This window comes from Corallococcus sp. AB018 (genome assembly GCF_003986945.1).
Taxonomy (GTDB): domain Bacteria; phylum Myxococcota; class Myxococcia; order Myxococcales; family Myxococcaceae; genus Corallococcus; species Corallococcus exiguus.
Map to the genome: position 1 here is coordinate 45544 of NZ_RAWR01000010.1, position 13253 is coordinate 58796.

13 protein-coding genes are annotated in these 13253 nt (G+C 69.8%); 7 read left to right on the forward strand and 6 right to left on the reverse strand.

Translation table 11 applies throughout. The annotated features are described in order from the left end of the window. Positions 1–142 precede the first annotated feature (142 nt). The 3 genes from D7Y11_RS03955 to trxA all read left to right on the forward strand — a co-directional run bounded on the left by D7Y11_RS03955 (position 143) and on the right by trxA (position 2172). Complete coding sequence (locus tag D7Y11_RS03955) at positions 143–1288, forward strand: hypothetical protein (RefSeq protein ID WP_169821628.1); 1146 nt, start codon at positions 143–145, stop codon at positions 1286–1288. Positions 1289–1455: 167 nt separating this feature from the next. Continuing rightward, a complete protein-coding gene (locus tag D7Y11_RS03960) occupies positions 1456–1779 on the forward strand; it encodes an FKBP-type peptidyl-prolyl cis-trans isomerase (RefSeq protein ID WP_120595922.1) in 324 nt (107 codons plus the stop codon). A gap of 9 nt (positions 1780–1788) precedes the next feature. Then, on the forward strand, positions 1789–2172 hold the full coding sequence (gene trxA, locus D7Y11_RS03965) for a thioredoxin (RefSeq protein WP_120595921.1): 384 nt from the start codon (positions 1789–1791) through the stop codon (positions 2170–2172). Positions 2173–2208: 36 nt separating this feature from the next. Here trxA and D7Y11_RS03970 read toward each other — a convergent pair whose 3' ends face one another. Then, complete coding sequence (locus D7Y11_RS03970; protein ID WP_126933055.1) at positions 2209–3096, reverse strand: hypothetical protein; 888 nt, start codon at positions 3094–3096, stop codon at positions 2209–2211. 117 nt (positions 3097–3213) lie between these two features. On the opposite strand from D7Y11_RS03970, the gene D7Y11_RS03975 reads away from it, so the two are divergent. Both D7Y11_RS03975 and D7Y11_RS03980 read left to right on the forward strand, forming a co-directional pair. Further along, a complete protein-coding gene (locus D7Y11_RS03975) occupies positions 3214–5673 on the forward strand; it encodes a TonB-dependent receptor (protein WP_199753687.1) in 2460 nt (819 codons plus the stop codon). Then, complete coding sequence (locus tag D7Y11_RS03980; RefSeq protein WP_121751994.1) at positions 5670–6482, forward strand: hypothetical protein; 813 nt, start codon at positions 5670–5672, stop codon at positions 6480–6482. The genes D7Y11_RS03975 and D7Y11_RS03980 overlap by 4 nt, the downstream gene beginning before the upstream one ends. 1 nt (position 6483) lies before the next feature. On the opposite strand, the gene D7Y11_RS03985 is transcribed toward D7Y11_RS03980, so the two are convergent. The 5 genes from D7Y11_RS03985 to D7Y11_RS04005 form a co-directional block, all read right to left on the reverse strand. Further along, positions 6484–7020, reverse strand: a complete 537-nt coding sequence (locus D7Y11_RS03985) for a Uma2 family endonuclease (protein ID WP_120580398.1) — start codon at positions 7018–7020, stop codon at positions 6484–6486. A gap of 128 nt (positions 7021–7148) precedes the next feature. After that, on the reverse strand, positions 7149–8117 hold the full coding sequence (locus tag D7Y11_RS03990) for an Ig-like domain-containing protein (protein WP_126933057.1): 969 nt from the start codon (positions 8115–8117) through the stop codon (positions 7149–7151). A gap of 112 nt (positions 8118–8229) precedes the next feature. Further along, positions 8230–8979 carry a putative metal-binding motif-containing protein gene (locus D7Y11_RS03995; protein WP_126933058.1) on the reverse strand — a complete coding sequence of 250 codons (750 nt, stop codon included), beginning with the start codon at positions 8977–8979 and terminating at the stop codon, positions 8230–8232. A gap of 129 nt (positions 8980–9108) precedes the next feature. Next, on the reverse strand, positions 9109–9750 hold the full coding sequence (locus D7Y11_RS04000) for a hypothetical protein (RefSeq protein WP_126933059.1): 642 nt from the start codon (positions 9748–9750) through the stop codon (positions 9109–9111). A 113-nt stretch (positions 9751–9863) separates the two neighbouring features. Further along, positions 9864–10460: a hypothetical protein gene (locus D7Y11_RS04005; protein WP_233607189.1), complete on the reverse strand. Its 597-nt coding sequence runs from the start codon at positions 10458–10460 to the stop codon at positions 9864–9866. A gap of 213 nt (positions 10461–10673) precedes the next feature. Here D7Y11_RS04005 and D7Y11_RS04010 point away from each other — a divergent pair, with 213 nt between their 5' ends. Together D7Y11_RS04010 and D7Y11_RS04015 are read left to right on the forward strand one after the other, a co-directional pair. Further along, positions 10674–11537 carry a deoxyribonuclease I gene (locus tag D7Y11_RS04010; protein ID WP_126933060.1) on the forward strand — a complete coding sequence of 288 codons (864 nt, stop codon included), beginning with the start codon at positions 10674–10676 and terminating at the stop codon, positions 11535–11537. A 5-nt stretch (positions 11538–11542) separates the two neighbouring features. After that, on the forward strand, positions 11543–13249 hold the full coding sequence (locus D7Y11_RS04015) for a carboxypeptidase regulatory-like domain-containing protein (protein WP_233607190.1): 1707 nt from the start codon (positions 11543–11545) through the stop codon (positions 13247–13249). Positions 13250–13253: the final 4 nt, after the last annotated feature.

A 13253-nucleotide genomic window follows, 5' to 3' on the forward strand; every position in this document is an offset into this window, starting at 1 on the left:
CCCGTGAAGTGGCTCTGAAACCACGCCTTCACCTTTGGGGGGCAGGCGGGCAGGCCAGCTGTCTTTGACGGTCCGCGCAAGGCTTGCCGGATGTCCCGCTCAAGACAACCTTCATGTCAGTCAGTCGACGATGGAGGGTTGGATGAAAGCGAAGATTCTGGCGGGCGCCATCGCGGCGCTCATGTATGGGACGGGCGCGGGTGCGGCGGAGAAGGATTGCCCTCCAGGGCAGGCCGCTGTTCCCAAGGACACGCAGAACAAGGACACGACGGCGCAATCCTCTCAGGGTGGGGTCCAGGAGGAGGACCTCGTTATCGAGGAGGCGCCGGTGGATGAATCGCTTCAGGGCACGGGCGGCAGCGGCTCGTCCGGGTCGATCAATGACTCCTCGAAGAGCAGCAAGGACCTGAGCGGCTCCAGCGGCACGGGCGGCAGCGGCGTGGTCTACCTGAACACGCCGATGCGCTGCGAGCCGGTGAACCCGCAAGGGGTGGGCGGCAGTGGCTCCAGCGGCACCATGCCGCAGAACGAACCGATCGCGCCGCCTCCCCCGGCGCCGCCTCCCGCGGCGGCGCCTCCTGCTCCGCCTCCGCCTCCGTCCGGCACGAGCAGCGGCGGCATGAGCCAGAGCGAGAGCGCGCCGTACGGCCATGAGGCCACGGGCGGCAGCGGAGTGACCACGCCGCCTCCCACGAGCTACCAGCCCTCGGCGTCAGCCAATGAGGAAGTGCAGCCGCTGGAGGTGGAGAAGAAGAGCAAGAGCGACAAGAAGGGCCTGACGCTCCTCATCGGTGGCGGTGTGGAAGGTTACACCGGCGCCCTGGCTCCGCAGCTTGCCCCCGGCCCCTCCGCGGCCGTGACGGCGTCGCTCAAGCCGACGTCCGTGCTGGGTGTCGAAGTCGGCTACTCCGGCGCCTTGAACAACATCAAGAACGCCGGCTCCTTGGGCGCGGATGACGGTCCGGACCTGGTGCGCAACGGTGGCCAGGCGGCCCTGACGCTCGCCATCACGCCGACGGCGGTGCAGCCGTACCTGCTGGGCGGCATTGGCATCAGCAACTACCACTTCCGCGGCGGTGAGGCGCTCGGCTACAGCGACGACACCGTGGGCAACGTCCCGGCGGGCGTGGGCGTGCGCGGCCACTTCGGCCACTTCACCGCGGACCTGCGTGGCTACTACAACTTCCTGTTCGACAAGCAGTTCGCTCCGGACATCGATCCGGGCGGCGGCGACCCGTCGGGCGGCGGTAGCTACACGACCACGCTGAACGTGGGTGGCACGTTCTGACCTGAAGTCCATGGCAGGCGCTGACGGCGGGGTATCCGGAATCATCCGGAGCCCCGCCGTCACTTTTATTCCGGTCCGGGGCGGGGCATTCAGGGAGGCGGGAGGCTGCGCCCGGCATTAGAGTGCGCATCTTTCCAAGGGCGGATTCCCGCCTTGAGGAGCCTGGCATGAGCTTGGGAGTGGAAGACGTGAAGGTCGGGACCGGGACGGAAGCGGTCGCGGGCAAGCGGGTGACGGTGCACTACGTGGGCACCCTCACGGACGGCAAGAAGTTCGACAGCAGCCGGGACCGCGGTCAGGGCTTCACCTTCGGGCTGGGCGCGGGCCAGGTCATCCAGGGCTGGGACCAGGGCGTCGCGGGCATGAAGGTGGGCGGCGTCCGCAAGCTCACCATCCCGCCGGAGCTGGGCTACGGCTCGCGCGGCGCGGCCGGTGTGATTCCCCCCAACGCCACCCTCTTGTTCGAGGTGGAGCTGTTGGACGTTCGGTAGGAGGACTTCATGGCGACGCTCGAAATCACGAAGGACAATTTCAAGGAGACGGTGGGCAAGAGCGGCATCGTCATCCTGGACTGGTGGGCGACCTGGTGTGGTCCCTGCCGCGCGTTCGCACCCATCTTCGAGAGCACCTCCACCAAGCACGCGGACGTCGTGTTCGGGAAGATTGACACCGACGCGCAGCCGGAGCTGTCTGGTGCTTTCGAGATCCGTTCCATCCCCACGCTGATGGTGTTCCGGGACGGCATCCTCCTGTTCGAGCAGCCGGGCGCGATGCCGGCGGCGGCGCTGGAGGACCTCTTGCGGCAGGTCCGCGCGCTGAACATGGACGACGTGAAGCGCGAGGTCGAAGCGCAGCGCGCCGCGAAGGAAGCGCCCAAGGCCTGAGGTCCCGCCGGGGCCTTCCCGCGTGACGGGGAGGCCCTACGGCGCGGCGACGGTGCAGACTCCGCCGCCGTTGAGGTGCGCCTGATCCACGATGCTCTGGGTGACGAACTCCTGGAGCGTGCGCAGGGCGTAGGCGCCGGGCTGGTAGACGACAGGCTGGCCCTGGGCGTCTCGCAGCTCTCCTCCGTCCAGCCCGCGCAGGTCGAGCAGTTCCTGAGACGCCAGTCCCTCCGGCGTGATGGCGTGGTTCGCGTCCGCGGTGGCGGCGATGGCCTCGAAGCGCAGCTGCACGCCGCGGTGGGTGCCCAGCCGGTCGTAGAACATGTGCTCGGCGTGGATGGTGATCTCCGCCTCCGCCACGGAGCTCTCCGGCACGACGATGCCCTGGGTGCCGTCCACGCCGTTGATGCAGTCCACCATCCGCGCATCGACGGGGAAGCCCATGCGGAAGGTGTAGAGGCCCAGCGTGGGGTCGCGGTTCTGCGCGCGGCCCTCCACGAAGTAGCTGAAGCCGCGCTCGCGCATCATCGTCAGGTCGTCCGCTGACACGGACGTGCCCGCCACGGTGCGGGCCTCTGGAGGGCTCACGCGGAAGGCCACGCCGTAGCGCCCCGCCTCCAGGCCCGTGAGGCCGGTGAGGGGCACGTCCCCCTTCTGCACGTCCACCAGCAGGTGCTCCGTCGTCGCGTGCACGTCGCCTGCCGCGGAGGTGAGGGTGAAGTCTCCCAGGGACACCAGGTACCTGGTGAACTGCACGGACCAGCCGTCCTGGAAGAGGTGATCCGCGTAGCCGCGCTGCGTGCCGTCCCCGCCGCTCAACGACACCCGCACGTCGCCCCGCGCCACGGCGTCACCGCAGCCGGAGGCCATGAGCGCCAGCGCGCCTGGCAGCAGGCCCCGGGTCCACTTGCTTCGTCGGTTCATGCATCCGGTTGGTATTTGTAACTATGTTGCAAGTCAAGTCTGGGTTGCGATATCCACGGACGGCCGTTGGAGAGGCTGCCCGTGCCGGGTGGGCCCCGAAGGCCGAGGTCGTTGCCCGTGTTCATCCCGACGCTGGTGCTCTGGCTGTTGAGCGCGTCGCCCGAAGCGCCCGTGACGCCGCCCGTTCCCGTGGAGGCACCGCCGCCCGTGATGCCGGCGGACGTCCCGCCGTTGACGGAGGCCGTGCGGGTGCTGCTGCGGCTGACCATCGACAGCGGGGGAGAGGTGTCCCAGGTGGAGGTGCGCGAGTCCGGGGGCACCGCGTTCGACCGGGCCGCGATGTCGGCGGCCCTGCGCTGGCGCTTCGAGCCCGCGCGCCAGGGAGAAGAACCGCTGGAGGTGCGAGTGGACGTGCCGGTGATGTTCGAGCCGGTGGCCTCGTCGCCTGTGGTGGAGGTGGAGGAGCCCGCGCCCCCTCCGAAGCCGGAGCCGCCCGCGTTCTCCACCACGGTGCGGGGGCAGTCCGCCGCTCCGCCTCCGGTCGCGGTGGGCGACTTCCACATCACGGTGGGGCAGCTGGCGGACGTGCCTCGCAACTCGGCCACGGACCTGATGTTGCTGGCGCCGGGGGTGATGCTGGCCAACCACGGCGGGGAAGGGCACGCGGAGACCGTCTACCTGCGCGGCTTCGACGCGGGTGAAGGCAAGGACGTGGAGATCCGCCTGGACGGGGTGCCCCTCAACGAGGTCTCCAACGCCCACGGTCACGGCTACGCGGACACGTACTTCATCATCCCGGAGCTGGTGCAGTCGCTGCGCGTGACGGAGGGCCCGTATGATCCGTCCCAGGGCGACTTCGGTGTGGCGGGCACCGTGGAGTACCAACTGGGGCTGGAACAGCGGGGCATCACCGCGTCCGCCAGCTACGGCAGCTTCGCGTCGCGCCGGTTGTCCCTGGTGTGGGGCCCGCCCGAGTCCACCGCCGCCACCTTCGTCGGCGTGCTGCTGCGCCAGGGGCACGGCTTCGGCCCCAACCGCGCATACGCGAACGCGGGCCTGATGGCCCAGACGGAGCTGCGCCTGGGCCCGGAGACGAAGCTGCGCCTGTTCGGCGCGAGCTACGGCGCGCGCTATGGCTCCGCGGGCGTGGTGAGGGAGACGGACGTCGTGGACGCTCGGCTGCCGTGTGAGCCGGATGCGGACTCGCAGTTCTTCTGCCTCTACGACCCGAACCAGGGCGGCGCGAGCCAGCGCCACATCGCCTCCGTGGAGCTGACGTCCCGGCTGGAGCGTGGGGGCCGCTTCGTGCAGCAGGCCTTCGCCATCGCCCGGCAGATGCGCAGCCGCGAGAACTTCACCGGCTTCCTCCAGGACACGCCTCCCATCGGCGAGGCCCAGCGCGGCGACAACACGGAGCAGTCCTACCAGGGCACCACCGTGGGCCTGCGCGGCCGCTACACGCCGGGCCTCACCTGGTGGGGCCAGCCGCAGCCGGTGGAGCTGGGCTACGTGGCCCGCTACGACAACGTGCACACCCGCGCGCGGCGCCTGCGCGACAAGGGCGGCGCGCCCTACGCCACCGTGTTCGACAACCAGGTGCGCGTGACGAACCTGGGCGCGTACCTGTCCCTGCGCGGCGCGCCACTGGAATGGCTCACGCTGCGCGGCGGCGTGCGCGTGGACACGTTCCTGTTCGGCGTGGAGGACCTGAACCGGCCGGTGGAGGACCGGCAGGGAGCTCGCATCCCGGAGGAGTCCGTGGAGGCCTACGGCTTCTTCGCCAGCCCTCGCGCCAGCGCGGAGGTGCGCCTGACGCCGCGCCTCACGTGGTTGACCAGCGCGGGCCTGGGGGCGCGCTCCAGCGACGCGGCGGGCCTGTCCGACGCGGAGTTCGCGCCCTACGCGCGAGTGACATCCGGGGAGACGGGCCTGGGCTGGCGGTGGGGCGACGGTCGGTCCTCGCTGGAGCTGCGGAGCGCGGTGTTCGCCACGCGCGTGTCGCAGGACCTGGTGTTCAGCGAGACGACGGGGCGCAACCAGCCCATTGGCCCGTCGCAGCGGCTGGGCGCGTTCGGCAGCGCGCGCTTCCAGTGGGAGCAACACCTGGACGTGCAGGCGAGCCTCGCGTGGGCCCGCGCGACGCAGCCGTTGCCTGGGGCGCCCTCATGGAGGCTGTGGGACGGCGCGGTGTTGCCGTACATCCCGCAGCTGCTGGGGCGCGTGGATGCGTCTTGGCGGGGCACGGCCACCGTGGCCCGGCAGCCGGTGGGGTGGAGCGTGGCGCTGGGGCACAGCGCCATCGGGCCCAAGCCCCTGCCGTTGGATCGCTACAGCGAGTCCATCTTCCTCTTCGACGTGGCGGCCCGAGCGCGCTGGCGCGCCGTGGAGCTGGGCCTGTCCGTGGAGAACCTGCTGGACGCGCGCTGGCGGGAGTCCGAGTTCAACTACGTGTCCAACTTCCGTGGCCCCGACGCGCCCGCGTCCCTGCTGGCCACGCGCCACTTCTCCGCCGGTGCACCCCGCACCGTGCGCGGCACCCTCACCGTGTACCTGGACCTCCAGGAGGACCGGCCATGAAGCACTACTCGCGTCGTGCCTTCACGTGGATGTTGGGCGGAGCGCTCGCGGCGGGCTGTGGCCTGTCCGGCACTGGAGGTCGGAGCATCACCTTCCGCATGGGGCTGCGCACGGCGCTCGCGTCCGGTGAGTCCACCGTCGGCGCCTTCACGACCGACACCGGCTGGCGCGTGACGCTCACCACCGCGCGCCTGGTGCTGGGGCCCATCTACTTGTTCGAGAAGGCCTCGCCCCTCCAGCCCCAGGCCCTGCTGCGCCGCGTGGGAGACGTGCTGCTGCCCACCGCGCACGCGCACGAAGGGGACTTCTTCTCCGGGGGCCGCGTGCTGGGCGAGTGGGACAGGGAAGTGGTCTTCGACCTGCTCGCGGACGCAGGGCAGGCGCGCGTGTTGGGGCGCTCTCCTGGCATCGCGGGCATGGCGCGGTCGCTGTCGCTGCTGCTCCAGCCGCCGTCGAGCGCCCTGGGAGCGGAGGCGGACGTGATGCAGGGGCGTTCCCTGTTCCTGGAGGGCGTCGCGACCCAGGACTCGGCGCGCGTGCCCTTCCGCGTCGCGATGGATTTCCCGCCGCCCGTGGAGCTCCAGCGCGTGGACTTCGTGCCCATCGAGGTGGACCTGGATGACGAGGGCCTCTTCGTCCTGGAGCCACAGCCGCACCGTTGGTTCACCGGCGCGCGCTTCGAGCGGCTGACGGTGCCCGCGGATGGGACGCCGGTGGACGTGGGGACGGAGACCCAGGTGTACCGGGCGCTGAGCGTCAACGTGCGCCGCTTCGACGCGTTCACGGGCGCGTGGGAGCCCGCGGTGTGATTCACACCTGCGTCCAGAACGGCGCGAGCACCAGGTCCGCCTTGCCGAAGGGGTCGGCGCGCACGCGGTCCTCGCTCACGAAGGTGTTCAGCAGCACCCAGCGCTCGTGGTCCTGGCGGAACACCTCCACCACGCGGTGCACGGGGTTGATGATCCACGCGTGTCGGATGCCCGCGCGGGCGTAGCGCGGCAGCTTGATGGTCAGGTCCAGCTTCGCGGTGGCGGGCGAAAGCACCTCGCAGACCCAATCCGGCACGCGGTCGATGAACGAGCCATCCGGCAGTGTCGGCGGCCGTCCGCTCATCCAGCCCGCCAGGTCCGGGACGAGCACGTCCTCGCCCAACAGCAGCCGGGGCTCGGAGGTCCACCACCAGCCCTCCGGCGCGCGTCCCATGAGCGGCGTCATGCCCTGCTTGCGCGTGATGGGTGGCGACGAGACGTAGAGGATGCCATCCAGTGCTTCGCCCACCAGGTAGTGGGGCAACGTCTGCACTTCCTCGTGAGGGGCGAGCGTCCTTCGGGGAGCGGCGTGGCGCATGCGGTAGGCCTCCGGGTCCGAGAGATACCGTCACCGTAGCGGGCAGACCTTCACGCGGCATTGGACCGGCGGGGTGGCCCACCTTGTCCTGGTGGACGCACGCCCTCCCCTCGGGCTGAGGGGGATTGCTATTCGCGCTCCAGCACGAACTGGATGTGCTCCGTGGCCACGGGACCGAACTGGAACAGGTGGATCTGATCCCCCGGCTCCGACGTGAACGTCACCGTGTGCGTGATGCCGGCGCAGATGAACCGCGCGGGGGCGAGCACCGACACCACGTCCGTCCCCGACGTGTCGTTGGTGACCTTCGTGGAGACCTGCTGGTTCAGGTAGAGCGTGACGTGCTCGGCGTTCTCCGGGTCGGAGATGAAGCCCGTGTAGCCACCGAAGCCCGATTCACCCGGGCGCAGGGTGACGTCGTATCGCGCGTGGCCGGTGTGCGTATCGGGCGGGAAGTCGAAGGGCGTGCGGCCCGCGGTGACTGCCTCCGGCGTGTTGACGAGCGTGTGCGTGCAAGCGTGCTCCAGCTCCGGGTCCCGCTCGCCAGTGGTGAAGTCCAGCGCGGTGTCGCCGCCCAGCCCCACGGTGGCTGGTGACAGCGCGCGTCCGGCCGCGTCCTTCAGCGCGTCCAGCGCCAGGGCGTGGTGCGTGGAGACCTCCAGCGGCCGGGTGCTCTCCTCGGTGCGCGGCACGGTGACGGTGAGCGTGCGCGCGTCCTCGGACCAGGTGCCGGTGAGGACGCGGGCCGGGGCGGTGGTGTCCGTGCGGTCGTGCAGCGTGACCTGGGCGGCGGACGGGTCCATGGGCTCGCTGAAGGTGAGCGTCAGCACCTTGCGGAAGGCGATGACCGGCGTCTGTCCGGACGCGTCCAGGTACATCTCCAGTGGGTAGACGTCCGTCTCGCCCTCGGAAGGATGGGACGTGGTGACGGTAGCGGTGGACGCGGTCGTGCCCGCGTCGGTGCCGGTGCCCGCGTCAGAGCCCGCGTCCGTCGATGTGCCCGCGTCCGGTGTGACGATGGGGGCGTCGTCATCGCAGCCGCTCAGCGCGAGGGTGGCACAGGTGGCGAACAGGAAGGTCGCGGAGGAGAGACGCATCGAGGGGAGTCCTTCATGCATGCAGGGAAAGGCCCGCGCCGGAGCACCGTTCCGAGGTGAGATGCTCCGGCGCGGGAGCGGACCCGCTCAGGCCCGCGTCAGGGGACGGCGGTCAGCACTGCGACCCGTCGCAGTTGTCATCGATGCCGTTGCCACAGATTTCAGTGGCGCCCGGGTTGATGCTGGCGCCGGAGCCCGGCGTGTCGTTGCAGTCGAAGCGCTGCGTCGTGTAGCCGGAGGGCGGCGTGCACGCGGTGAGGACGGACGTGGCGTTGTTGCCGTACCCGTCACCGTCCGCGTCCTGGTAGTAGCGCGTGCGCGTGTCGTTGAGGAACTCCGGCACCACGGTGAGCGCGTTGCCGGACGCCGGCCCCGCCGCGAGGATGTACGTCGTGCCCGCCGTCAGGTCATAGACGGACACGTGCGTGAGCGAGCACCCCGAGGACGACACGCTGTGCGTCAGCGCGGAGGCCACCGTGGCGCTGGTGGCGCCGTTGACGACGGTGAAGGCCACGTTCTGCGTCCGGTAGAACGCGTAGGAGCCGGTGGTGGCCGGCACGTACGTCACGGAGCCCTCGGCGCCGGACGGCAGCGCCAGGTCATAGGCCTTGTGCTTCGTGCTGATGGCGGGCGCGCTGGTGACACGCGTGGCGCTCGCCGTGACGGACACGTGGTCCGTGGGGTTGCCGGAGTGGGTGCACGCGTGCGTGGTGATGCCCGTGCCCAGCGACGTGCAACCGGCCTCCAGTTCCTGTGCATCCTGCGCCTCGAAGGAGGCCTCCGGCGCCTCCTCCATCGGTCCGCAGGCCGTCAGGCCGAGCGACAACAACGCGCCCAGCGCGATGCGCTTCATCTTCAACATGGGTGTTTCCTTTCGGGATGCCGGACGCGGCGGGGTGCCAGGCGGACAGGAAGCCGCCGGTGCGTCCGGTGACCCACTCATGCCGTAAACGCAATTTGGTTGCAATAACGCTCGGTGCGATTCAGCCCATCACTGGAGGTGTTCGATGACGAGCCCGAGACTCGTGAGCGCGGTGGGGCCGAAGGTGACGGTGTACTGGACCTTGTCCGTCAGCTCGTAGCCGACCATCTGCTTCAGGCCGTCGCAGAAGCCGCCCGTGGCCTGGGTGCCCATGGGCTCCACGACGCGCTCGCCTTCCTTCACGGTGACGGCCACGTCGGGCGTGCTCAGGTAGAGGATGAAGTCACCGCTCGCCCAGGCCTTGAAGCTGAAGGTGCCCACGGACTGGCCGTTCTCCGGGCGCAGCTGGACGGTGTAGTGCGTGTGGAAGTCATCCACGCGCGGCTGCCGCTCCGGCGACGCGGTGACGGTGGCGAAGGGGCCATTGGTGACGTGCCAGCAAGCGTGCTCGCCGTTGTCCCCGAAGTCGAAGTCCGTGCGCGGCACGTAGTCCGGGTCCGCCACGCAGGACAGGTCCGATTCGCTGGCCAGGTAGCCCCGGTTGCAGTGGCACCAGTCGCCCTCAGGCTCGCGGTGGATGTGGCCGTTGGGGGCGCATGGGTCGCCCTGCTCCTGGGGCGTGTCGTCCGGGCCGGGCGAGGCGTCGTCGCCGCAGGCGGTCAGGACCGCGAGGCCGCCGGCCAGGAGGAGGGCTGGAAACGGGGTGCGCATGGGGCTGCCTCATCGGAATCCGTGATGTAGATGCAATTGAGATACAGAAGTTTTTGGATGTTGGGAAGGCCCGTGGGCCTTGGAGGTGTCCACGGGCCTTCACTCACGCGGGCCTACTCTTCGTGGTGGTCGTGGCCCGTCTCCTCGACGACGAGGAGGAACGTGGCGGGCTGGGGAACGACGGCCGCGAAGTCCAGGCGGTAGTCCACGCCGCCCTCCAGGTCGGCCGTGACGGCGGTGCGCAGGTTGCCGCAGACCTCCTGCGGGACGTGGTAGCGGCACTCGAGGCCGACCTCCTCATTCGTGGCCGCGTTGAAGACGCGGACGGCGCGGTAGCCGGAGGTGAGGAAGGCGTACTCGGTGGACTCTTCCGGCGTGAAGATGACGGAGCCCGCGTAGCCCAGCGTCCACTTCCGGTAGCTGATGGCCGGCAGGGTGACGTTGTACGCGGTGTGCCCCACGCTCACGTCCACGAAGGACGGGCCGCCATGGGGCGCGGCGGTGACGGACTCGAAGGGACCGTATTCGGCATGGATGCAGGAGTGCTCGGCGACCTCCGCCAGTTCCTCCGTGTCCTCGCAGGCGGCGAGCAGCTCCGACTGCTGGGTGACGGGGGCTTGCGACTCCGGGGCGGGAGCTTCTTCGGTACCGCAGCCGGCGAGCAGGACGACGGCGCCAGCGGCGAGCAGGGCATGCTTCAACATGGACATGGGGGCCTTGGGTGGGTACCGCGGGTGAAGGCAGGACCCGTAATAAGTGCCATAGAGATTCACATGCAATCAAGTTGCATTTAATGGGCGGTGTCCGGGGAGTGTCGTGCGGGACGGGCTGTCACCTCGATTCCACGAAGGAGGGCTGGTCCTGGGGCGCTGGCATGCCGAAGATGGGGCGCTTTTCTCCCGCAGGGCTGGAGGTGCCGTGAAATGAGAGGGCCGTCCTTCTTGTCGCGCGTCCTGGTGTTGTCCGTGCTGGTGCTCCCCGCGTTGGCGCAGGCGGGCTCGTATCTCCGGGTGGTGAGCTGGAACCTCCGCCACGAGGGATGGGCGGCCGAGCAGACCTACCTGGATGACGCGAAGCAGCTGTGGACCCAGTTCGGTGCGAACAGCAACTCGAACAATGGCTGTGACCTGGTGTTCCTCCAGGAGGTGATGGACGCGTCCGCGGCGACGGCCATCGCGACGAACCTGACGCAGGTCTCCGGGGTGTCGTGGACGGCGGTGGTGACGCCGCTCATTGGCCGGTCGTCCTACAAGGAGCACTACGCGGTGCTGTACCGGACGGACACGGTGTCGCTGCTGTCCTCCACGGTGTGGACGGACACGGGGGACCTGTTCGAGCGCGAGCCGCAGGTGGTGAAGGTGCGCCACGTGCCCACGGGCGCGGACTACACGTTCCTCAATTGGCACGCGGTGTGGGGCACGGCGGCGGACCGCACGCTGGAGGCGCAGGCCATCGACGGCGTGTTCGCGTCCGTGCAGTCGGCCAGCACCTCGGACCAGGACGTCATCCTCGTGGGCGACCACAACATGGCCTGCACCCACGCGTCCTGGAGCCAGCTGAAGGGCCTGTCGCCCGCGGTGACGTGCAAGCTGGACGTGGCCACCACCATGAACACGTCCGGGGGCTACGCCAACGCGTACGACCACTTCTGGATGCAGGACACGTACGTGACGGAGTTCTCCAGCACGGGCCGCGACTACATCGCGAACCCGCTGGACTACGTCACCCGGCTGTCGGACCACGCGCCGGTGTGGCTGTCCCTGTACTCCAACAGCGACACGGACTGATGCGCGTGAAGCGGGTCCTGGGCGGGATGTTGGTGGCGGTGCTCGTGGGCGTGGGCTTGTGGATGCTGTTGCGTCCCGAGTCCGCGTCACCGCTGGCGCCGCCATCAGCTCCTGTGTCCACGTGGGTCGAGGACGCCGGTGTGCTAGAGGCGGCTCTCCCGGTGGAGGCCGCGGCGGCCGTGGACGCGGGCCTGTGGCTGACGGCGACGTTGGAGGGGGCGCATCCGTTCGCGGGTGAGGCTCGCGTGGGTGCGGCGTTCGTCATCGAAGGGGACGAGGGGTGGTGGGAGGAGGAGAAGCGGCAGAAGGCAATCAGCCTCGTGGGTCCTTCGAGCCTGGAGGACCTGGCCAACGTGCGCGAGTGGATGACTGCGCCGGCCACCGCTTCGTCGCAGGGAGGCGTGGTGGGGCCCGTCGCCGTGCCGCCCGCGCCGCGCTACCAGGTGGTCGCGTTCGAACCGGACGGGACCTTCTGGTGGGCGGACTTCGTGCCGGGCGCGTTGCCGAAGACGGGCACGTTGAACGCGGGCGTGCTGCGAGCGAACCGGCCCACGGGCGTGAGCATCCGGCTGGACGGTGCGCGGAACATGGAGGGGGCGTTCTCCGTGCGCATCGAACGCGACGTGGATCCCCACGACGCCGAGCGGGCCAGCGCCCTTCAGCCCATGCTGGCGCTGGTGAATCCGGACCTGGGATGGGCACTCGTGAATCGCTCGCCGGTGCCACTGAGCCCGGACGCGGACACGCGCCTGGCGCCGCTGCCTCCGGACCGCGGGGTGAGGCTGTGGTTGCGCGCGCCCTCGGGGCGGGAGGGTGGCCCGGTCGAGGTGCGCCTGCGTGAAGGCACTGTGACCCCGGTGACGCTGGACGTGGCGCGGCTGTTCCCCGAAGGCCTGAGTCGCGCGGTGACCCTTCGCGGACGGGTCCTGCTGGGGAACACGTCCCGGTCCGGTGGGCGGATGGTGAGCTGGCCGGGCGGAGAGGAGCCGGTGGACGCGGACGGGCGCTTCACGATCCCCGACGTGCCGGCATGGCGAGCGACGCGCTTCAACGTCTATCGGGGACTGAAGGAGGAAGGCCGTCCGGCGGCGCCTTCGATGTGGGACTTCGACTTCACGCCAACGGAGGAGATGCAGGGCGTGGTGGACGTCGAGTGGCGCGTGCCGTTGTACCGGTGGTTGGTCGTTCGGATGGATGGCTTCACGCGAGCGCAGTTGAAGGAGCGCGTGGTGCCGCCCTATCCGGTGTACCTGCTGGAGCGTCGCGACGCGCAGGGCCTGTGGAGCGCGGTGCCTTCGCGGGAGTTTGTTCCGGAGGAGGACGGCATGGCGGTGTCCCTGCTGGAGCCCGGGACCTACCGCGTCCAGGTCGCGTCAGCGCCCTATGCGTCACGGCCCAGCAGCGTGGCGCAGATGGGCGCGGACGACACGAGCGTGGACGTGCGGCTGTCGCCAGCGCCTTCCGCCGGCCTCTCCTGTGAGGTTCACGTCACCCATCAAGGACGTCCCGTGGCGGGAGCCCTGGTGATGGTGGGCGGGAAGTACCGCTCAATGCCTCCCATGCGCGGAGAGACGGACAGCACGGGGCACTGGCGGTTGGGCGCCGTGACCTCGGACGTGCTGCCGATGTTCGTGCAGGGCGCCGGGAATGAATGGGAGGGCGACGGAGCGGAAGCCTGCCTCCGCTCGGGCGTCGTGGAGGTGCGGCTGTAGGTTC